This window comes from uncultured Pseudomonas sp., from assembly GCF_943846705.1.
Lineage (GTDB): Bacteria > Pseudomonadota > Gammaproteobacteria > Pseudomonadales > Pseudomonadaceae > Aquipseudomonas.
On the sequence record NZ_OX044366.1, the window covers coordinates 2,048,270 to 2,069,210 of the forward strand.

19 protein-coding genes are annotated in these 20,941 nt (G+C 60.5%); 13 read left to right on the plus strand and 6 right to left on the minus strand.

Annotated features, from left to right (window positions below):
• Nucleotides 1-3 precede the first annotated feature (3 nt).
• The 4 genes from Q0V31_RS09565 to lpxC all read left to right on the plus strand — a co-directional run bounded on the left by Q0V31_RS09565 (nucleotide 4) and on the right by lpxC (nucleotide 4,402).
• On the plus strand, nucleotides 4-879 hold the full coding sequence (locus Q0V31_RS09565; RefSeq protein ID WP_298187347.1) for a cell division protein FtsQ/DivIB: 876 nt from the start codon (nucleotides 4-6) through the stop codon (nucleotides 877-879).
• A gap of 20 nt (nucleotides 880-899) precedes the next feature.
• Entirely contained in the window at nucleotides 900-2,147 is a 1,248-nt protein-coding gene (gene ftsA, locus Q0V31_RS09570; protein WP_298187349.1) for a cell division protein FtsA, read from the plus strand.
• Nucleotides 2,148-2,190: 43 nt separating this feature from the next.
• Nucleotides 2,191-3,378 (plus strand): cell division protein FtsZ, encoded by a 1,188-nt coding sequence (ftsZ, locus tag Q0V31_RS09575; protein WP_298187351.1) that lies wholly within the window; start codon nucleotides 2,191-2,193, stop codon nucleotides 3,376-3,378.
• A 112-nt stretch (nucleotides 3,379-3,490) separates the two neighbouring features.
• Nucleotides 3,491-4,402 (plus strand): UDP-3-O-acyl-N-acetylglucosamine deacetylase, encoded by a 912-nt coding sequence (gene lpxC, locus Q0V31_RS09580; protein WP_298187353.1) that lies wholly within the window; start codon nucleotides 3,491-3,493, stop codon nucleotides 4,400-4,402.
• Nucleotides 4,403-4,539: 137 nt separating this feature from the next.
• Here the strand turns inward: lpxC and Q0V31_RS09585 are convergent, their stop codons facing one another.
• The gene (locus Q0V31_RS09585; RefSeq protein ID WP_298187356.1) at nucleotides 4,540-5,004 is read right to left on the minus strand and encodes a DciA family protein; all 465 of its coding nucleotides are present in this window, start codon (nucleotides 5,002-5,004) and stop codon (nucleotides 4,540-4,542) included.
• A gap of 81 nt (nucleotides 5,005-5,085) precedes the next feature.
• Between Q0V31_RS09585 and Q0V31_RS09590 the strand changes: the two genes are divergently transcribed.
• From Q0V31_RS09590 to Q0V31_RS09620, 7 genes are all read left to right on the plus strand, one after another.
• Nucleotides 5,086-6,012, plus strand: a complete 927-nt coding sequence (locus tag Q0V31_RS09590) for a M23 family metallopeptidase (RefSeq protein WP_298187359.1) — start codon at nucleotides 5,086-5,088, stop codon at nucleotides 6,010-6,012.
• 117 nt (nucleotides 6,013-6,129) lie between these two features.
• Nucleotides 6,130-8,862 carry a preprotein translocase subunit SecA gene (secA, locus tag Q0V31_RS09595; protein ID WP_298187362.1) on the plus strand — a complete coding sequence of 911 codons (2,733 nt, stop codon included), beginning with the start codon at nucleotides 6,130-6,132 and terminating at the stop codon, nucleotides 8,860-8,862.
• A 136-nt stretch (nucleotides 8,863-8,998) separates the two neighbouring features.
• Nucleotides 8,999-10,216: a bifunctional glutamate N-acetyltransferase/amino-acid acetyltransferase ArgJ gene (gene argJ / locus Q0V31_RS09600; protein ID WP_298187365.1), complete on the plus strand. Its 1,218-nt coding sequence runs from the start codon at nucleotides 8,999-9,001 to the stop codon at nucleotides 10,214-10,216.
• Between the two features lie 125 nt (nucleotides 10,217-10,341).
• On the plus strand, nucleotides 10,342-10,974 hold the full coding sequence (locus Q0V31_RS09605) for a glutathione S-transferase family protein (protein WP_298187366.1): 633 nt from the start codon (nucleotides 10,342-10,344) through the stop codon (nucleotides 10,972-10,974).
• The gene (locus Q0V31_RS09610) at nucleotides 10,971-11,912 is read left to right on the plus strand and encodes a Nudix family hydrolase (RefSeq protein ID WP_298187367.1); all 942 of its coding nucleotides are present in this window, start codon (nucleotides 10,971-10,973) and stop codon (nucleotides 11,910-11,912) included. Before Q0V31_RS09605 ends, Q0V31_RS09610 begins: the two co-directional genes overlap by 4 nt.
• Before the next feature lie 123 nt (nucleotides 11,913-12,035).
• Complete coding sequence (locus tag Q0V31_RS09615) at nucleotides 12,036-13,097, plus strand: HPP family protein (protein ID WP_298187369.1); 1,062 nt, start codon at nucleotides 12,036-12,038, stop codon at nucleotides 13,095-13,097.
• 58 nt (nucleotides 13,098-13,155) lie between these two features.
• Nucleotides 13,156-14,055, plus strand: coding sequence for a pseudouridine synthase (locus Q0V31_RS09620; RefSeq protein WP_298187371.1), 900 nt, complete (start codon nucleotides 13,156-13,158; stop codon nucleotides 14,053-14,055).
• Here the strand turns inward: Q0V31_RS09620 and Q0V31_RS09625 are convergent.
• The 4 genes from Q0V31_RS09625 to Q0V31_RS09640 are packed head-to-tail and all read right to left on the minus strand — an operon-like array spanning nucleotide 14,052 to nucleotide 18,590.
• Nucleotides 14,052-14,636, minus strand: a complete 585-nt coding sequence (locus tag Q0V31_RS09625) for a cob(I)yrinic acid a,c-diamide adenosyltransferase (protein ID WP_298187372.1) — start codon at nucleotides 14,634-14,636, stop codon at nucleotides 14,052-14,054. The two genes, Q0V31_RS09620 and Q0V31_RS09625, sit on opposite strands and share 4 nt — an antisense overlap.
• Nucleotides 14,637-14,638: 2 nt before the next feature.
• Nucleotides 14,639-16,657, minus strand: a complete 2,019-nt coding sequence (locus Q0V31_RS09630; RefSeq protein ID WP_298187374.1) for an ATP-binding protein — start codon at nucleotides 16,655-16,657, stop codon at nucleotides 14,639-14,641.
• A 46-nt stretch (nucleotides 16,658-16,703) separates the two neighbouring features.
• Entirely contained in the window at nucleotides 16,704-17,612 is a 909-nt protein-coding gene (locus Q0V31_RS09635; protein WP_298187376.1) for a putative 2-dehydropantoate 2-reductase, read from the minus strand.
• Nucleotides 17,613-17,624: 12 nt separating this feature from the next.
• Entirely contained in the window at nucleotides 17,625-18,590 is a 966-nt protein-coding gene (locus Q0V31_RS09640; RefSeq protein WP_298187377.1) for a response regulator, read from the minus strand.
• 151 nt (nucleotides 18,591-18,741) lie between these two features.
• Between Q0V31_RS09640 and Q0V31_RS09645 the strand changes: the two genes are divergently transcribed.
• Entirely contained in the window at nucleotides 18,742-19,221 is a 480-nt protein-coding gene (locus Q0V31_RS09645; protein WP_298187378.1) for a YajQ family cyclic di-GMP-binding protein, read from the plus strand.
• Nucleotides 19,222-19,333: 112 nt separating this feature from the next.
• A complete protein-coding gene (locus tag Q0V31_RS09650; RefSeq protein WP_298187380.1) occupies nucleotides 19,334-20,164 on the plus strand; it encodes a mechanosensitive ion channel domain-containing protein in 831 nt (276 codons plus the stop codon).
• A 23-nt stretch (nucleotides 20,165-20,187) separates the two neighbouring features.
• Here Q0V31_RS09650 and Q0V31_RS09655 read toward each other — a convergent pair whose 3' ends face one another.
• Nucleotides 20,188-20,913, minus strand: a complete 726-nt coding sequence (locus tag Q0V31_RS09655) for a lipopolysaccharide kinase InaA family protein (protein ID WP_298187382.1) — start codon at nucleotides 20,911-20,913, stop codon at nucleotides 20,188-20,190.
• Nucleotides 20,914-20,941 lie beyond the last annotated feature (28 nt).

Below are 20,941 nucleotides of genomic sequence, written 5' to 3' on the forward strand. Positions count from 1 at the left end.
CCCATGACCGTCACCTTGCGTCACCAGCCAGGTTCTTCCCGCGCCCCCGTGCGCGGCAAGCCTGTGCAGCGCGGCGCCAGCCGTTTGGTGGCCAGGGAGCCGATCAGCCTGCGGGTGAGCCTGCCGAAAGCCCGTCTTCTCGGGTTTGGCGCCTGGCTCAAGCGTCTGACTTGGCCGCTGTTGCTGCTGGGCTTGGGCTACGGCACCTATGAGCTGTCATTGCGCGCCTTGCCCTATGCCGATCAGCCGATTGCCAAAATCAGCGTCGAGGGTGATCTCAGTTACGTCAATCAGCAGGCCGTACAGCAGCGCATTGCGCCTTACGCCAGCGCCAGCTTCTTCAGTGTTGACTTGCTGAGTATGCGCCGTGAGCTGGAGACGATGCCCTGGATTGCCAGTGCCCAAGTGCGCCGGGTATGGCCGGATCAACTGGTGGTGCGTCTGGAAGAACAATTACCGATTGCCCGCTGGGGCGATGAGGCGCTGCTGAACAACCAGGGCGAGGCATTCGCCCCGCAGGAGCTGGCGAATTATCCACACCTGCCGCAGTTGTATGGCCCTAAGCGGGCGCAGCAGCAAGTGATGCAGCAATACCAGGTGATCAGCCAGATGCTGCGCCCCGTGGGCTTTTCCGTGGCGCGCCTGGAGTTGCGTGAGCGTGGTAGCTGGTTCCTCTCCACCGGACAGGGCATTGAGCTGCTGCTGGGACGTGACCACCTGGTGGAAAAAATGCGGCGCTTCACCGCCATTTATGGCAAGGCCTTGAAAGAGCAACAAGCGAATATCGCGCGGATCGATTTGCGTTACGCCAACGGCCTGGCCGTGGCATGGCGTGAGCCGGTCGCGCCCACGGCGGCACCAACCGCTGTCGTGCAGTGAATCAGGAGAAGGCAAGAGCCATGGCAAATATGCAGAGCGGCAAGATGATCGTCGGTCTCGATATCGGTACCTCCAAGGTGGTGGCGTTGGTCGGTGAAGTGAATGCGGACGGCCAGCTGGAAATCGTCGGCATCGGTACCCATCCGTCGCGCGGCTTGAAAAAGGGCGTGGTGGTGAATATCGAGTCGACCGTGCAATCGATCCAGCGCGCCGTCGAAGAAGCCCAGCTGATGGCCGGTTGCCGTATCCACTCGGCCTTTGTCGGCCTGGCCGGTAACCATATCCGTAGCCTCAACAGCCACGGCATCGTCGCTATTCGTGATCGCGAAGTCAGTACGGCTGACCTTGAGCGGGTACTCGATGCCGCCCAGGCGGTGGCCATTCCAGCCGACCAGCGGGTACTGCATACCTTGCCGCAGGATTACGTGATCGATAACCAGGAAGGCGTGCGCGAGCCGCTAGGCATGTCCGGCGTGCGCCTGGAGGCCAAGGTGCACGTTGTCACCTGCGCCGTGAATGCCGCGCAGAATATCGAGAAGTGCGTGCGCCGTTGCGGCCTGGAAGTTGACGACATCATTCTTGAGCAGTTGGCCTCGGCCTATGCCGTGCTCACCGACGACGAAAAAGAGCTGGGTGTGTGCCTGGTCGACATCGGCGGCGGCACCACCGACATCTGCATCTTCACCGAAGGCGCGATTCGCCATACTGCGGTGATTCCAATTGCCGGTGACCAGGTCACCAATGACATCGCCATGGCCCTGCGCACGCCAACCCAGTATGCCGAGGAGATCAAGATTCGGTATGCTTGCGCGTTGGCCAAACTGGCCGGTGCGGGCGAAACCATCAAGGTGCCGAGCGTCGGTGATCGTCCGCCGCGTGATTTGTCGCGTCAGTCCTTGGCCGAGGTGGTTGAGCCACGTTATGACGAGTTGTTCACCCTGATTCAGGCTGAACTGCGTCGCAGTGGTTACGAGGACTTGATCCCGGCCGGGATCGTCCTCACTGGCGGTACAGCGAAGATGGAAGGAGCCGTCGAGCTGGCCGAAGAAATTTTCCATATGCCGGTACGCCTGGGTATTCCCCAGGGTGTCAAAGGATTGGCCGACGTCGTGCGTAACCCCATTTATTCCACAGGTGTAGGCCTGTTGCTGTACGGGCTGCAGAAGCAGGCCGACGGCGTTTCGATGTCTGCGCTTGGCAGCTACAGCGATGAACCCAAACAACCTGTTCTGGAACGGCTGAAACGCTGGGTCCAGGGCAATTTCTGATTTTGCAGTAGGCGTTATAACTAGAAAGTAAAGGAGAGGGAAAATGTTTGAACTCGTAGACAGCGCTCCAGCAAGCGCAGTTATCAAGGTCATCGGCGTGGGCGGCGGCGGCGGTAATGCTGTCAATCACATGGCGAAAAACAACATTGAAGGCGTTGAGTTCATCTGCGCCAACACGGATGCGCAGGCGCTGAAAAACGTCGGTGCACGTACCGTCCTGCAGCTGGGTACGGCCGTGACCAAAGGCCTCGGCGCCGGTGCTAATCCCGAAGTCGGCCGCCAGGCGGCGATGGAAGACCGCGAGCGTATCGCTGAGGTGTTGCAGGGTTGCGACATGGTCTTCATCACCACCGGCATGGGCGGCGGTACCGGTACCGGTGCGGCTCCAGTCATCGCTCAGGTGGCCAAGGAAATGGGCATTCTCACCGTTGCGGTGGTGACCCGTCCGTTCCCGTTCGAAGGCAAAAAGCGCATGCTGATCGCCGAGGAGGGCATTCGCTCCCTGGCAGAAAGCGTTGACTCGCTGATCACCATTCCTAACGAAAAACTGCTGACCATCCTCGGTAAAGACGCCAGCCTGCTGTCGGCTTTCGCCAAGGCAGACGACGTACTCGCCGGTGCGGTGCGCGGTATCTCCGACATCATCAAGCGTCCGGGCATGATCAACGTCGACTTCGCCGACGTGAAAACCGTGATGAGCGAAATGGGCATGGCAATGATGGGCACTGGCTGCGCCAGCGGTCCGAACCGTGCACGTGAAGCCACCGAGGCGGCGATTCGCAACCCGCTGCTGGAAGACGTCAACCTGCAAGGCGCACGCGGCATTCTGGTGAATATCACCGCCGGTCCTGACCTGTCCCTGGGTGAGTACTCCGACGTGGGTAACATCATTGAGCAGTTCGCTTCCGAGCACGCCACCGTCAAGGTCGGCACCGTGATCGATCCGGACATGCGCGACGAGCTGCATGTCACCGTGGTTGCCACTGGTCTGGGTGCGCGTATCGAGAAGCCGGTCAAGGTTATCGACAATACTGTGCAGGTTTCTGCCAGCGGCCACAGCAACGCAACCGCACCTGCGCGTAGCGAGCAAAGCGTCAATTACAAGGACTACGAGCGTCCCACCGTGCAGCGTCAAAGCCACGGCGGTGCGGCCACTGCGGCCAAGATGAACCCACAGGACGATATGGATTACCTGGATATTCCGGCCTTCCTGCGTCGTCAGGCCGATTGATGAAATGTATCAGGAGTATTAGGACGATTGGTGTTCAGCAAAGGCCGGTTCTGCTATCATCGCCGGCCATTGTTGAAAACTATTCGCAACTAGTGCTATAGCGGTCCAATCCATGATCAGACAACGCACCCTGAAGAACATTATCCGCGCCACTGGCGTTGGCCTGCATTCCGGGGAGAAGGTATACCTGACCCTGAAGCCGGCCCCTGTGGACACCGGTATCGTGTTCCGTCGTACCGACTTGGACCCTGTCGTGGAAATTCCCGCGCGTGCAGGTAATGTCGGTGAAACCACCATGTCGACCACCTTGGTCAATGGTGATGTCAAGGTGGATACGGTAGAGCACCTGCTTTCGGCCATGGCTGGCCTGGGCATCGATAACGCCTACGTCGAGCTCTCCGCATCCGAAGTACCGATCATGGATGGCAGTGCTGGTCCCTTTGTATTCCTGATTCAATCGGCAGGTCTGGAAGAGCAGGATGCCCACAAGAAGTTCATCCGTATTCTTCGCGAAGTCACAGTTGAAGAGGGCGACAAGCGCGCCACCTTCGTGCCTTTCGAAGGGTTCAAGGTGACCTTCGAGATCGATTTCGATCACCCGGTCTTTCGCAATCGCACCCAGTCGGCCAGCGTTGACTTCTCCAGCACGTCTTTCGTGAAGGAAGTGAGTCGCGCGCGTACGTTCGGTTTTATGCGTGATATCGAGTTCCTGCGTTCACAGAACCTGGCACTCGGCGGCAGCGTGGATAACGCCATCGTGGTGGATGAGTTCCGCGTGTTGAACGAAGACGGCCTGCGTTATGAGGACGAGTTCGTTAAGCACAAGATTCTCGATGCGATCGGCGATCTTTACCTGCTAGGTAACAGCCTGATTGGCGAGTTCAAAGGTTTCAAGTCGGGGCATGCACTGAATAATCTTTTGTTGCGTACCCTGATCGAGCAGACCGATGCGTGGGAAGTTGTCACCTTCGACGACCCTAATACCGCGCCAATCTCTTACATGCGCCCGGTTGCGGCGGTGTAACGCAATACCCTCCTTCTTTGTTTTCTGAGGCCACCCTAGGGTGGCCTTTTTTTATCGATAAGCAATGCGGGTGGGCAGTACTCGGCCAGTCACTGCATGAGGCGAAAAATGCAGGCTGAGCATTTTTCGCCTGCTGTTTAGTCGGCTGATTTGTCGCTTTGTGTGTGCTTGGCTAGGCGCTCGAGGGCGGCGCGCAGCTTGGGATCGCTGATGCCGTCGGCGGTGGCCTGGATGTTTTCCGCTGCGCTGCTGGACAGGCTGATTGTGCGACCTGGTGCGCGCCTTTCGGCAGTCGGAGGTTGCACCTTGAACAGGATCTTCGTTAAGGTCGCGAACTCTTCGAGTGACTGCAGCTGTTTCAGCAAGCGTTTTTGCTGATAGCGCAGGCGCGTGGCCCAGTGGCCATCGGTGATTATCAGCAGCAGGCAACCCTCGCGCCATGATGCTACATGGCAGTGTTCGCGAGCAGCCGGCTGTAGCTGGCTTTCCAGTAAGTGCTGCAGACGATCAATGCGTTGCGCTTGATTGAACAGCGCTTTCAGAGGCTTCGCTTCGCGCAACAGCGCGGCGGGAGCCCGGGCCGGCAAAGGACGAAATGTCATGGCAGGACGCCTGATAAAGTGAGGCCGCCATGGTAGCAGAATCGCTGCTACCGGCTGTGGCTTCACCGTTAGGGGAAAGTTGTGCAGATCATTTTACTCAGTCGGCACCACGGTGCCGCACGCTCAATTCGCCTGGATTCACGCGGGTTACTGTTGACGATATTACTGGCGCTGGCTGTCGCGCTCGCCAGTGGTGTGGCGGTAGGTGCCTGGTGGGCACCTGCCACCGTGAGGGTGCAAGACGACACACAAATCAATCAGGTGCTGGATCAGCAGCGCGCTGAGGTCGGTGCCGTGCGCTTAGATGCGCAGCGTCAGTTGGATGCATTCGCGGTGCATGTGGCCGAGCTGCAGGCGCGCCTGACGCGCCTGGATGCCCTGGGTGAGCGACTGACTGAATTGGCGGATCTGGATGCCAGTGAATTCGACTTCTCGCTCAATGTCGGTCAGGGCGGTGCCGAAGATTCTTTGGGCGAGGCGGCTTATGCGCCACCGCAGTTTATGGATGAACTCGACCGCTTAAGCTTGCGCCTGGACAGCCGTGAGCAGTTATTGGAAGTGCTCGAGCAGTTGATCGGCGAGCGCCAACTGAGTGAGGCTGAATACCTTTCCGGTATGCCGGTGCGTCACGGCTACATGTCCTCATCCTTCGGTCGGCGCATACATCCGCTGACCGGGCGCAATACTCAGCACAAGGGTGTCGATTTTGCCGCCAAACCGGGCAGTGATGTGGTGGCTGTCGCTGCTGGGGTGGTGAGCTTCTCCGGAGTCAAGTCGGGTTATGGCAATGTCGTTGAGCTCAGTCACGCAGACGGCTACACCACGCTGTATGCGCACAATCAGAGCAACCTGGTGCAGATCGGTGACCTGGTACAACGCGACCAGACGATTGCCAAGGTTGGGCGCACCGGGCGCGCCAGCGGCTATCATGTGCACTTCGAAGTCACCAAGAATGGCCGGGTGGTCAATCCGGCCAGCTACATCGCCCGAGTTGGCGATGTCGAATAACGCCGCTTTCCTCATTGGCGTTTCCGAGTAGAATGCCCACCTCGCACGCAGCCTTAAGGGCTGCATGGGTCGCTGTTCAGTAGCCCTCAATCCATACGCCTGGAAGATCCTGTCGATATGTTTGCGCCTTTGTTGAAAAAACTCTTTGGAAGCAAGAACGAGCGTGAAGTTAAACGCATGCTCAAGGCGGTTGTTGCCGTCAATGCCTTCGAGGAGCAGATGCTTGCCCTCTCCGATGAGCAACTGCGTGCCAAGACAGATGAGTTCAAGGCCCGCCTGAGCCAAGGTGAAACCCTTGATCAGTTGCTTGCTGAGGCCTTCGCGGTTGCCCGTGAAGCCGGTAAGCGAGTGATGGGCATGCGCCACTTCGACGTGCAGTTGATCGGTGGCATGACCTTGCACGAAGGCAAGATCGCCGAGATGCGCACCGGTGAGGGCAAGACCCTGGTGGCGACACTGGCGGTGTACCTCAATGCGCTGTCGGGCAAAGGCGTGCACGTGGTCACGGTCAACGACTACCTGGCCCGCCGCGACGCCAACTGGATGCGCCCGCTGTATGAATTCCTCGGCATGTCGGTGGGTATCGTCACCCCGTTTATGCCGCCGGAAGAGAAGCGTGAAGCCTATGCGGCTGACATCACCTACGGCACCAACAACGAATTCGGTTTCGATTACCTGCGCGACAACATGGCCTTCAGCCTGGAAGATAAATTCCAGCGTGAGCTGAATTTCGCCGTAATCGACGAAGTTGACTCGATCCTCATCGACGAAGCACGTACCCCGCTGATTATCTCCGGCCAGGCCGAAGACAGCTCGCGTCTCTACAGTGAAATCAACAAACTGATTCCGCGCCTCAAGCTGCATGTCGAGGAAGAGGAAGGCATCGTCACTCAGGAAGGCCATTACAAGCTTGACGAGAAGGCGCGCCAGGTTGAGCTGAACGAAGCCGGCCACCAGTTCGTCGAAGAGATGCTCACCGAAGTTGGCCTATTGGCCGAGGGCGAAAGCCTGTACTCGGCGCACAACCTGGGCCTGTTGACTCACGTTTATTCGGGCCTGCGCGCGCACAAGCTGTTCAACCGTAACGTTGAATACATTGTGCAGAACAACCAGATACTGCTGGTCGACGAACACACTGGCCGCACCATGCCGGGTCGCCGCCTGTCCGAGGGCCTGCACCAGGCCATCGAGGCCAAAGAAGGCCTGCCGATTCAGGCCGAGAGCCAGACACTGGCTTCGACCACGTTCCAGAACTACTTCCGTCTGTACAACAAGCTGTCCGGCATGACCGGTACTGCTGATACCGAAGCGTTTGAGTTCCATCAGATCTACGGCTTGGCGGTGATCGTGATCCCGACCAACCGTGAGTTGGCGCGTAAGGACTTCAATGACCTGGTCTACCTGACTGCGGATGAGAAGTACGCGGCCATCGTCACCGACATCAAGGAAAGCATGGCGCAAGGGCGGCCGGTGCTGGTTGGTACGGCCACCATTGAAACGTCTGAGCACATGTCCAGGCTGCTCGACCAGGAAGGCATTGCGCACAAGGTGCTCAACGCCAAGTTCCACGAGAAAGAAGCGGAAATCATTGCCCAGGCCGGCCGCCCAGGCGCGCTAACCATTGCCACTAATATGGCCGGTCGCGGTACCGACATCCTCCTGGGTGGTAACTGGGAAGTCGAAGTTGCCAGTTTGGAAAACGCCACGCCCGAGCAAATCGCGCAGATCAAGGCCGACTGGCAGAAGCGTCACCAGCAGGTGATTGAGTCGGGCGGCCTGCATGTGATCGCTTCCGAGCGCCATGAGTCGCGCCGCATCGACAACCAGCTGCGTGGCCGTGCCGGCCGCCAGGGTGATCCGGGTTCCAGCCGTTTCTACCTGTCGCTGGAAGACAGCCTGATGCGCATTTTCGCCTCCGACCGGGTGAAGAACTTTATGAAGGCCTTGGGCATGCAGTCCGGTGAAGCCATTGAGCACCGCATGGTCAGCAATGCCATCGAAAAAGCCCAGCGCAAGGTTGAAGGGCGCAACTTCGACATGCGTAAGCAGCTGCTGGAATACGATGACGTGGCCAACGAGCAGCGCAAAGTGATCTATCACATGCGCAACACGCTGCTGGCTGCGGACAACATTGGCGAAACCATCGCCGAGTTCCGTCAGGAAGTGCTTGAGAGCCTGATCAACGAGCATATCGCGCCGCAGTCGCTGCCAGAGCAGTGGGATATCGCCGGCCTGGAAGAAGCGTTGTTCACCAGCTTCAACCTGCGTCTGCCAATCCAGCAGTGGCTGGATGATGACCATAAGCTGTACGAAGAAACCCTGCGTGCGCGCATTCTCGAAGAGCTGATCACGGCCTACAACGAGAAGGAAATCGAGGCCAGCGCCGAGGCGCTGCGCACCTTCGAGAAGCAGATCCTTCTGCGTGTGCTGGATGACCTGTGGAAAGACCACCTGTCGACCATGGATCACCTACGCCACGGCATTCACCTGCGCGGTTATGCGCAGAAAAACCCGAAGCAGGAATACAAGCGCGAGTCCTTCACCCTGTTCCAGGAGCTGCTGGACTCGATCAAGCGCGACACCATCCGCGTGCTGTCGCATGTGCAGGTACGCCGCGAAGATCCGGCCGAAGAAGAAGCTCGTCTGCGTCGAGATGCTGAAGCCCTGGCTGAGCGCATGCAGTTCCAGCACGCAGACGCGTCGGCCTTGCCGCAGCCCGCCACTGACGAAGAGGGTGATGTCGCGGTTGCCGTGGCGCCTGTGCGCACCGAGCCGAAGATTGGCCGTAACGAGAGCTGCCCGTGTGGCTCCGGCAAGAAGTACAAGCATTGTCACGGTCAGGTGAATTAAACCGATCGTGTCGCATGGGTTGAGCCGGCAGTGAAGTTGGCTATGCTGGGCTCAGCTTGATTAACGCCGCGAACGGTCTGACCGCTCGCGGCGTTTTACCATCTCATTCTGTCCTACCACCTCTAGGAGCGTTCCCATGGCTGTTGGTCTTGGCCCGTTGTCTACCCTGCACCCGGTTCCAGGTTTTGAATTGGGCATCGCTTCTGCGGGCATCAAGCGTCCTGGGCGCAAGGATGTGGTAGTCATGCGCTGCGCCGAGGGCTCCAGCGTAGCGGGTGTATTCACCCTCAATGCGTTCTGCGCCGCCCCGGTGATTCTGGCCAAGAAGCGCGTGCTGGGCAGCGTGCGGTATTTGCTGACCAACACCGGGAATGCCAACGCCGGTACCGGTGAGCCGGGCCTGCTGAATGCCCAGCGTACCTGCGCGGCCCTGGCCAAACTGGCTGGAGTGGACGAGAGTGCGGTGCTGCCGTTCTCCACTGGGGTTATCGGTGAGCCGTTGCCGGTTGAGAAGATCGAGGGCGCGCTGCAGGCTGCGTTGGCTAACCTCTCCGAAACCCATTGGGCGGATGCGGCGACCGGCATCATGACCACCGATACCTTGCCCAAAGGCACGAGCCGCCAGTTTGTGCATGACGGCGTGACGGTAACCGTCACCGGTATCAGCAAGGGTGCAGGCATGATCAAGCCGAACATGGCGACCATGCTCGGCTACATCGCCACCGACGCCAAGGTCGCCCAAGGCGTGCTGCAGGACCTGCTGCGCGATGCGGCGAACAAGTCGTTTAACCGCATCACCATCGACGGCGACACCTCGACCAACGACTGCTGCATGCTGATTGCTACGGGTAGGGCCGCCTTGCCCGAAATCACCCAGGCCAGCGGTGATCTGTTCGCTAAGCTCAAGGAAGCCGTGTTCGGCGTATGCATGGAGGTGGCGCAGGCCATCGTGCGTGACGGCGAAGGTGCAACCAAGTTCGTCACTGTGCAGGTGAATGGCGGGGCTACTCATCAAGAGTGCCTGGACGTCGGCTATGCCGTAGCGCATTCGCCGCTGATCAAGACCGCGCTGTTCGCCTCTGACCCGAACTGGGGGCGCATTCTCGCCGCTGTCGGTCGTGCCGGTGTGGCGCAACTGGATGTCAGCCTGATCGACGTGTTCCTCGGTGAGGTGTGCATTGCCAGCCGCGGCTGTCGTGCGGCCAGCTACACCGAGGCGCAGGGTTCTGCGGTGATGGCCGAGGAAGAAATCACCATCCGCATCGAGCTGGGTCGCGGTGGTTGCAGCGAGACCATCTGGACCACCGACCTGTCCCATGAGTACGTGAAGATCAACGCCGAATACCGCACCTGATCATTCACTTGCTGGCTGTCTGACTCTCCGCATTCCCGTTGTTTATGCCCGCATAAGCAACGGGAATTTGCTATTGAGGGGGGCGCCTTCTAAGGTCGTTCGATCTTCTCGCCCGGAGTGCAGCCATGTCCCTTACTTTAGTGATCGGCGACAAAACCTATTCGTCCTGGTCGCTGCGTGCGGCGCTGGTCCTAGAGTTGACCGGGGCAGCCTACAGCGAGCAGCTGATTGCGTTGTATCAAGCGGATACCCGTGCACAGATTTTGCGTTATTCGCCCACTGGCAAAGTCCCGCTGCTGATCAGCGACGACGGCGCGATTTGGGATTCGCTGGCGATTGCCGAGTACCTGGCCGAACGGTTTCCAGCGGCGCAACTCTGGCCGCAGGCACGCGCTGCCCGAGCGTTGGCCCGCAGTGCCTGCGCCGAAATGCACAGTGGGTTTTTCGCCCTGCGCACGCATATGCCGATGGACCTCAAGCGTAACCAGGCATTGGCAGCAATACCGGCCGAGGCCCTGGCCGATATTCACCGCGTCTGCGAGCTATGGGCCGAGTGTCGGCAGCGATTTGCTCAGGGCGGTGCCTTCCTGTTTGGCCGGCCCAGTATTGCGGATGCTTTTTTTGCTCCCGTGGCGGCGCGCCTGCACAGTTATCAGGTGGCGTTGCCGGCTGAGGCGGGCGCTTATGTCGAGACTATTTACCAGTGGCCAGCGTTCCAGCGCTGGTTCCAGGCTGCTCAAGAGGAACAACTGGGGTGAAACGTATTCATGTAGCCGCCGCCGTCATTCGCGGTGCCGACGGGCAGATCCTGCTCGCCAAACGCCCTGAAGATAAACACCAGGGCGGCCTCTGGGAGTTTCCTGGCGGCAAGGTTGAAGTCGGTGAAGCTGTTCCGGTCGCCCTGGCTCGCGAGCTGGAAGAGGAGCTGGGCATTCGCCCCAGCACGGCGCGGCCATTGATTCAGGTGCGGCATGATTACCCAGACAAGCAGGTGTTGCTGGATGTCTGGGAGGTCTCGGCTTTCACCGGCGAACCGCATGGCGCGGAAGGTCAGCCGCTGGCCTGGGTCAGCCCCCGGCAGTTGGGCGACTATGAATTCCCGGCGGCCAATCGGCCGATTGTCACCGCTGCACGTTTACCCGAGCGTTACCTGATCACCCCGGAGGGCTTGAGTGGGCCAGAGCTGTTACGGGGTATCCAGACGGCGCTGACAAGCGGCATCCGTTTGCTGCAGTTGCGCGCCCCGGCGATGTTCGACGCGCAGTACCGCGACATTGCCGTGGATGCCCTCGGCCTGTGTGCCGGCAAGGCGCAACTAATGCTTAAAGGCCCGCTGGAGTGGTTGGGCGACTTTCCCGCGGCTGGCTGGCACCTGACGGCGCAGCAATTGCGTGAGCTGAGTGCCGGAGGGCGGCCGTTCCCGCGCGAGCGCTGGTTGGCTGCATCCTGTCACTCGGCCGACGAACTCGCGCTGGCGACGCAGATGGGCGTGGATTTCATCACCTTGTCGCCGGTGCAGGCGACGCGCACCCATCCCGATGCCCAGCCGCTGGGCTGGACGCAGGTTGCCGAATTATTGCAGGGCTTTAATCAGCCAGCCTACCTGTTGGGTGGGGTGACCCCGGGCGACGCTGAGCGGGCTTGGCAGGTCGGAGCTCAGGGTGTGGCCGGTATTCGGGCGTTCTGGCCGGAGTAAGCCCTGGAATGGCAACCATCAGCTAAACAGCGCTATAGTCGCGCCCTCAAATGGTGCGCGATAGGTGAGCGGTTAATGGGGCACAGCATCACGGGGTGGTTGAAAGGCTTCTGGCCGGCTCCTATGGCAGTCAGCCTGAGCGAGCGGGTGCTGAGTTGTGTTGGGGCGGTGCTGGGATTGCTGTTCAGTGGCTGGCTATGCCGCGAGGCGTTGGGCAGTGCCAGCCCTTGGCTGATTGCCCCCATGGGCGCATCGGCGGTGTTGCTGTTTGCCGTGCCGGCCAGCCCCCTGGCGCAGCCTTGGTCGATTGTTGGCGGTAACCTGTTCTCCGCCCTGGTCGGCGTCAGTTGTGCCGCCTGGCTCGGCCATAGCGCACCGGTGGCCGCGCTGGCCGGTGGTCTGGCGATTGCCGCGATGTTTGCCCTGCGCTGCCTGCACCCGCCTGGCGGCGCGGTGGCCTTGACCGCCGTGCTGGCAGGCCCTGAAGTGGCCCAGTTGGGTTATCACTTCGCGCTTTATCCTGTTGCGCTGAACTCCCTGGGGCTGCTGCTGATTGCGCTGCTGTTCAATAACGCGTTGCGCCGGCAATACCCGCATCAAGCCCTTGCGCATGGCAACGTGCACAAGACCCGTGACCCGATCCCGCGTGAGCGCTTGGGCTTTACCCCGGACGATCTGGACGCGGTGCTCGAAGCCCGTGGCGAGCTGCTCGATATTTCCCGTGAGGACCTCGAGGAAATTCTCCTGCAGACTGAGGCGCGTGCCTATCAGCGACGGTTTGGCGAGGTGCGCTGCGTCGATATCATGTCCCGCGATGTGCAAACACTGGGTCCGACTGCGGAGCTTGGCGAAGCCCGTGCCAGCCTGCATGAGCACTGTTTAACCGCGATGCCGGTGGTCAACGCCCAGGGCGAGTTGCTCGGCATGCTCGGGCTGCATGAGGTGTTGCAGGCGCCCACGGGTGCCGAGGATGTTGGCGCGTGCATGCGTCGCCAGGTGCCCACCTGTCGCGCGGATTGGCCGGTCACCTACCTGCTGCAGATGTTCACCGATGGCGATGTGCATCAGGTTCCGGTGGTCGACGAAGAGCGGCGAGTGGTGGGGATTGTCAGCCAGACCGACCTGCTGGCCGCAATGTTCCGTATGTCTTTGCAAGGCGCAGACACCTGCGTCTCGGTCGGCTGATCGCGACGCCCGTGCAAACGTTTGCTGTAGGCTCCTATGCACTGTTTACTGGTTGAGAATGCCTGTGTCCGTAGAACTCCGCTCCCCGTCGAATATGCGTCCCAGCACCCTGCACTTGCCCAGAGGGCCATGGGCTACGGTGCTCGACTGCCTGTGCGGGCACTTTCCGGCTATTAGCCGTGAGGTCTGGTTAGAGCGCTTCACGCGGGGGCGCGTGCTGGATGCTCAAGGGCAGCCACTCGCTATCGAGGCCATTTACCGTGAAGGGCTCAAGGTGCATTACTTTCGCGAGGTGCCGGCAGAGACGCCGATTCCTTTCGAGGAGAGCGTGCTGTATGTCGATGAGCATGTGCTGGTCGCCGATAAGCCGCACTTTCTGCCGGTGATGCCGGCGGGGGAGTATGTCGAACAGACCTTGCAGGCACGGCTGGCCAAGCGTTTGGGGAATGCCGACTTGGTGCCCTTGCATCGGATTGATCGGCATACCGCCGGCCTGGTGCTGTTTTCCACCAACCGCCAGAGTCGTGGCCAGTACCAGGCACTGTTTCGCCTGCGGCAGATGGAGAAGTGCTACGAGGCATTGGCCCCAGCCCTGCCGCAGCTGAACTTCCCGCTGGTGCGTGCGACGCGCCTGGACGCGGCTGAGCCGTTCTTTCGTATGCAGGAAGTGGCTGGGGTTGCCAACACTGAAACCCGCATTGAAGTGGCCCAGCGCCTGGGTGAGTATTGGTTGTACCGGCTTTACCCGGTGACGGGTAAGAAGCATCAGTTACGTGTGCACCTGGCGGCGCTGGGTGCGCCGATCCTCAATGACCCGTTCTACCCCGAGGTCACCGATGCGCCGGGCACTCCCGATGACTACAGCAAGCCGCTAAAGCTGCTGGCTCGCGGCCTGGCGTTTGCTGACCCGTTGAGCGGCGAGCGGCGCAGCTTCGAGAGCCGACTCAGCCTACTTTAGCTTTGCGGCTGTTTGGCGGCGGCCTGCCACAGCACCTCATCAATCTGCTGGCGTTTGGCGATCACCCGGGCGGCGACAAACAGTAGGTCAGACAGACGGTTAACGTAAGCCAGGCCAACGCCGCGAATCGGCTCTACGGCATTCAGGTGCTGGCAGCGGCGCTCGGCGCTGCGCGCTAGGCTGCGGCAGACGTGAGCCTGGGCGATCAAGCGTGAGCCGCCGGGCAGGATGAAATTCTCCAGCGGGCCGACTTCTTCATTCCAGCGGTCGATGGCCGCTTCCAGGCGTTCGATCTCCGGTGCTTGCAGGGCCTGATAGTCAGGCATCGCCAGCTCGCCACCCAGATCGAACAGGCGATGCTGACAGGGGGCGAGCACCTCGATGATCTCAGTCAGTCCTGGGTATTGGCCTTGTTGCTCGGCCAGGTCGGCGAGTAGCAGACCAACCTGGCTGTTCAGCGTATCGACCTCGCCCATGGCGTCCACGCGCGGGTGATCCTTGGTCACGCGGCGGCCGTCGGCCAAACCGGTTTCGCCGGCGTCGCCGGTGCGGGTGTAAATCTTCGAGAGTCGGTAACCCATATTCAGAGGCCTGTATCAGGAGTGGGGGTTGGCAGTGGCAGGCGCAAGGTGAAGCAGGTGCCCTGGTCCGGTTTGGACTGCACCTCCATCTGCCCTTTGTGATTGTTGGTGATGATGAAGTAGGAAACCGACAGGCCGAGCCCAGTGCCTTGGCCGACTTCCTTGGTGGTGAAGAACGGTTCGAAGATGCGCTTGCGCACCGACTCGGGCATGCCCACGCCGTTATCTTCAACCTGAATTTCCGCCCAGGGTCCGGCCAGGCGCACGCGCAGAATGATCTGCCCGGGGGCGGCGCTGTCGCTGCGTTGGTGAATGGCCTGGGCGGCGTTTTTCAGCAGGTTGAGCAGCACTTGTTCCAGTTCGTTGGCGGTGGCCGGTACGGCGGGCAGGTCGCTGGCAAACTCGCGTTGAATGTTCAGGCTCTTGAAGTCGAAGCTGTCGGTCAGGTCGAAGTCGTTGCTGGCGATTTCCACGGCTTGGTCGATCAGCGCTGGCAAGTGGCACGGGGCGAGCTGGCGATCACTGCGCCGGCTGAAGTTGAGCATGTGGCTGACGATCTTCGCCGCGCGGCTGCCGGCTTGCTGGATGCCGTCAAGCAGGCGCGGAATCTCCCGGGCCTGCAGGTAGCGGTCGATGGCTTGCAAGCTGATGCCTGTCTGCTCGGCTTGTTCACGGTTTTTTTCCAGCTCGGGTGACAGGCGCCGGCGAATGTTCTGCACGTTGTGCAAGATGGCCCCGAGAGGGTTGTTGATCTCATGCGCCATGCCGGCGGCCAGGCCGCCGACCGAGAGCATTTTCTCCGACTGCACCATCATTTCTTCGAGGTTGAGGCGCTGGGTAATGTCGTCGATGCGGATCACCACGCCACGGCCGCTGCCGCCGGTCAGTGGGTAGAAGGTCAGGGCGTAGTACAGCGGTTGTTCGTTGCTGCCCCAGGTCACGCGCTCGATCTTTTCCACTTGGTGCTGTTCGACGGTGCGTTTTAGTTGCGGCAGGAAGGGCTTGAGCGGCGGGAAGGCGAGGAAGATCGGTTGGTTCAAGGCCTCGTCCAGGCGGGTGCCGGAGAGGCTGCTGGCTTCCTGGTTCCATTGGGTCACATAAAGCTGTTCGTCGAGGGCGATCAGCGCCGATGGCATGGAGTCGATGATGCTGTTGAGGTAGTTCTGAAAGCCGGTGAGCTTCTTCTCAATCTTGCTGCGCACTTGCACTTCCAGCTCCAGCTTGCGGTTGGAGTGGCGGGTTTCTTCGGCCAGGTTCTGGGCTTGGTCGAAGGCTTGCTGGGCGTCATCACGGGCGCGCTTGAGCTGCTGCTCACGGGCCTCGATGCGCACCAGCATGGTGTTGAAGGCATCCGCCAGGCTGCCGATCTCGTCGGCGTTGCCGCGGCGTGCGCGCAGGGCGTAGTTCTCTTCGCGGGTGACCTGGCGCGAGAGTTCTTCCAGGCGGCGGATCGGTCGGGTAATCAGCCGGCGTACCTGGCGCGAGACGATCAGCCAGAGCACGACGCTGAGGGCGAGAATCACCAGGCTGGCGGTTAGCGTACCGGTGTAGAACACCCCTGGTAGTTCGCTGGAGGCCACCAGCAGCAAATAGCCGGAATTGCCTGTGGCTTGCGGCAGCTCGACCAGTTGGTTGATGCGGAACTCGCTGTGACGCCAGGACTCGACCTCTTCGATGCGCTGCGGCAATTGCAGTTTGCTGCCGCGCTGCAGCTGCGCCAGGCTCAGGCCCTCGGCGTCATAGATCATCGCTGCGCGCAGTGGGGCGTAGTCATCCAGGCGCTTGAGCAAGGCCTCGGCGGCGGCGGGCGAACTCAACGCATGCCTGCTCAGTTGTGGGCTGGCAATCAGCCGGCCGAGGGTGTGCAGGGCTTGGGGTGCCACGCTTTCCTGGGAGATCCAGTAAGCCGCGCTGATAAAGGCCAGGTTGGCTACCAGTAGGACGGTGGCCAGCAAAGCCAGCAGGGCGACCAGCAGTTTGCGGCCGACCGGTAAGTTTTCAAGGCGCTGACGCAGGGGCATGGCAAGGCGGGTCGGTGGTGAGCGTGTCGGCAGGTTAACGCGTGGCTCAGTGGCTGGGCAATCCGCGTGCTTCGAGGTGAGCCAGCAGCTGGCGGTGCAGGGCTTGCAGATGTGGCAGCGGCAGTTGGTGGCGTTGTGCGGCATTGCAGGCATAACCCAGCAGGTAGGCGATCTCCGTGCGCCGACCCTGTCTGACATCTTGATGCATGGATGAGTAGTTTGCTGCGGTGGCCTGGATCACCCGTTGTACGTCGTCATGCAGGTTTTCGGCGGCGCTGCTGTGGCCACAGCGGAGCAGTAGCTCAGCCAGTTCACTGCACAGGCAGGCTACGTGCGCCGGGTGTTCGTGCAGCCCGCCATTGCGGCAGTCATGCAGCACGGTGAGCGGGTTGATCGCGCAGTTCAGCGCCAACTTGCGCCACAGGCGACTGAGGATATCCAGGCTCCAGCCATGGGCAATCCCGGCCTGGTGTAACTCTGCCAGCCACGTGGGCGGCTGAAGATCAAGCGGGTCACCGAGCCAGGTATGACCGTGGCCAGCAAACACCACCTGAAAATCCGCCTGACGAAACGCGCCTTCGGTGCTGGAGGCAAAAATGCAGCGCGCCTGGGGCGCTGCGCGAGCGACCTCGTCCTGGCTGCCCAGGCCATTTTGCAGCAGCAGAATTTCCGCCCCTGCCGCCAGGCGGGGTGCCAGTTGGCTTACTGCTGCGGCGGCGTCATAGGCCTTGCAGGCCAGTAGCAGGCGCTGGATCGGTTGCGGGTGATCGACTGTCTGTGCGGCGATGGCGTAGCGTTGCGCCTGACCGTGCTCAACCAGGGTCAGGCCACCGGCCTGTTGGTAGCTGTGCAGGCGCTGCGGGTCACGCAGGATCAGCTGCACCGGCAGGCCGGCCCGCGCCAGGCGGGTTGCCCATAGAGTGCCAAGGCTGCCGGCCCCAAGGATATGCCACATGCTGAGGGAGAGTTACTGCAGCAACGGCAGGCGCAGGGCCGTCACCCGGCCACTGGTGTAAGACTCTGGCAGCAATTTTTCGGTGTGTTGGATGATTTTCTCCGGGGTGCACGGCAAACCTTTGGCATCCAGGCCAACCAGGCTGATCCCGGCTTTGAGGCTGATAAAGCCTTCGCTGGTTTTGAAGGCTTTGAGGTTGATGCCCTCGTACAGGCGCTTGAAGCTGCTGGGTGTGCACTGCTGCAGATCAGTCAGCAGGGTGATCAGGCCAAAGTGGTTTTCATCCAGGCGCACCAGCACATCCAGCGGCCGCACCAACTGTTGCAGGCGGCGGGCTACGCTGCTGAGCAGTTCGTTGTAGAAGCCCTCGCCATGCTGTTGATGCAGTGCGTGGATGTCCGGCAAACCAATCAGCAGGTAGCACAGTGCACCGCCGCGCGATTCGACCTGGCGCAGGCTGTGGTGCATCTTTTGATGTAAGTAACGGTTGTTGCCCAGGCCCGTGAGCGGGTCAATCAGGTTGCGCTGTTCCAGGCTGGCAATGTTGTCGGTGAGCAGGCGGTTTTCCTGCAGCAGGCGTTGCAGGGTGTTGCACAGGCGGTCGGCGGCGTAGACCCGCGGCACCAGTTGCTCGTTCATTGCGGCTTTGCTGATGAAGTCATCGACACCGCTGTCGAAGGCTTCGCCCAGCACGTTTTCGCCTTCTTTACCCGTGAGCAGGATGACGTAGGTGTAGTGGTGAGCCATTTCGTCGTACTGGCGCACCTGCATGGTCAGTTCCAGACCATTTATCTCCGGCATCAGCCAGTCGGCCAGCAAGACGCTGGCGGGGCGCTGTTCGAGCAGTTTGATGGCTTCAGCCGCGCTGCTGGCAAAACGGAGATCCTGATAGCCCGCCTGGCTGAGGGCGCGCCCGATCATGGCACTGGAGAACTTGGCGTCATCGACGACCAAAATACTCAGGTGGGGGTTAGGCATGGGCAGGCTCGCTAGGGGGAAATCACGTGAGCCCGGTACTTCGCCGGGCAGTGTGTGTCGCTACCACTATATAATGGTCTGGTTTTTTTACCGTCAAGCCAGGCGTGCCCCGTTCGTGATGCAGGGCGCGCCGTCTATCAGGAGTAAGCCCATGCCCTCGTTCGACGTGGTGTCCGAGTTGGACAAACATGAAGTTACCAACGCCATCGACAATGCCATCAAAGAGTTGGAGCGTCGTTATGACCTGCGCGGTAAAGGTAGCTTTGAGCTGAAAGAGCTGACTGTCAATCTGACCGCCGATGCGGATTTTCAGTTGGAGCAGATGGTTGAGATTCTCAAGCTCAGCCTGATTAAACGCAAGATTGATGTGCAGTGCCTGGAGTTTAAGGACGCTTATCCGTCGGGCAAGAGCGTCAAGCAGGAAGTGATTCTGCGTGAAGGCATCGAAAAAGAACTGGCGAAGAAAATCGTTGCGCACGTCAAGGACAGCAAGCTCAAGGTCCAGGCGGCGATTCAGGGCGAGCAGGTGCGCATCACCGGCAAGAAGCGTGATGACCTGCAGGAGGCGATTGCCGCCCTGCGGGCCAAGGAGTTCGGTATGCCCTTGCAGTTCAATAACTTCCGCGATTAAGGCGTGAGTATTGAACCTTGTGGTCGTGCCGGCGTCGCAACGCTGCACGTGCAGTAAAAACCGCCACGGCTTGCCGTGGCGGTTTGTTTTTAAGCTTTACAAGGATTATTAGATGGACTTTAACCTCGAACAACTCGTGAAAATGTCGGAAGCCTGGCTACCGGTCGTACTGGAATACAGTGGCAAGTTGACGCTGGCCCTGATCACCCTGCTGATCGGTTGGTGGCTGGTTGGCAAACTCACCAGCAGCATTGGCCGTTTGCTGGATATGCGTCAGGTCGACCGCGCGCTGGGGAGTTTTATCCGCAGCCTGGTCGGCATCGTGCTCAAGGTGTTGCTGCTGGTCAGTGTCGCCTCGATGATCGGGGTGGAAACCACGTCCTTTATCGCGGTGATCGGTGCCGCAGGCCTGGCCATTGGCCTGGCACTGCAAGGCAGTCTGGCGAACTTTGCGGGCGGGGTCTTGATCATGCTGTTTCGCCCGTTCCGCGCAGGCGACTGGATCGAGGCACAAGGCGTAGCGGGCAGTGTCGACAGCATTCAGATTTTCCATACCACGCTGAAAACTGCCGATAACAAAGTGGTCATCGTGCCCAACGGCAGCTTGTCGAATGGCCATATCACCAACTATTCGCGCGAGCCCAAGCGACGTGTCGATATCAATGTGGGTATCGATTACTCCAGTGATATCAAAAAGGCCCGTGACGTACTGCTGGAAATCGCCAAGGACCCGCGAGTGCACAGCGAGCCCGCTCCCGTGGTGTTTGTGACTGGTTTGGGCGACAGTGCGGTCAACCTGTCTATGCGGGTGTGGGTGGCGACGCCGGATTACTGGCCGGTTACCTTTGCCTTTACCGAGCAGACCAAGGAGCGCATGGACGAGGCGGGCATTGGTATTCCGTTCCCGCAGCGCGTGGTGCACCTGGTACAGCAGAGCAGTTGAGCCCTGCTTGAGCACTCGCCGCGCTAGCGGCGAGTGGCGTTGTACAGCAGGTTGAAGTTGCGGCCCATTGCTTGCTGGTAATGACTGATCAGGTTTTGCCAGTCGCTCTGGTCCCAGGGCGAGTGGCGCCGCAGTTGCAGCATGTCATGCATGGCGGCTTGCTTGCTGGTCAGGCGGCGCCGGCACTTCTCCAAGTCGAGTAAGGCGACCTCGGCAGTCAGTGCCTGCCCCGAGCCGCTGATACGCACAAAAATATGCTTGATATACATGCAGCCATGCTGCCAGCGCGCAGTGTGTAAGCGTGCCAGTGTGTTCGCTACTGTCACCAGTAATTGCTGGTGCAGGGCCTCGCCATACTGCTCGCGGCCGTTGCCGGCGTACCACTGATCAAGCGGCTGAAAACCGTCGAGTGCTTTGGTCACGAGCAGCGCGCGCCAGCCTTGGGATGTTTGCTCTGCGGCGCAGTAGACAATCTCGGGGACCCTGACGCCGGCCTTGCGGGCACCGAGCAGCGCTTCTTGCTCGCGCAGTACGGTGGGCCGGCCAAAAGGATGGAGCAGGCTGCGGTGGATATGGCCTGTTTGGCGCTTGGCATAGAGCAACATGCCGTCTTTGTTGATGCGTTGAACGCCGCTGTAACCGCCGCGGCGGTCGTTGGGTTCTTCGACCCATTCGCCCTGGGTCTGCCACCAACTGTCGAAGCTGGTTGGGTGGTCTGAGGTGTTCGGGGTGCTGAGTGTTATTGCCATAATCTGCCCTTAATAGGGTATCAGCCGC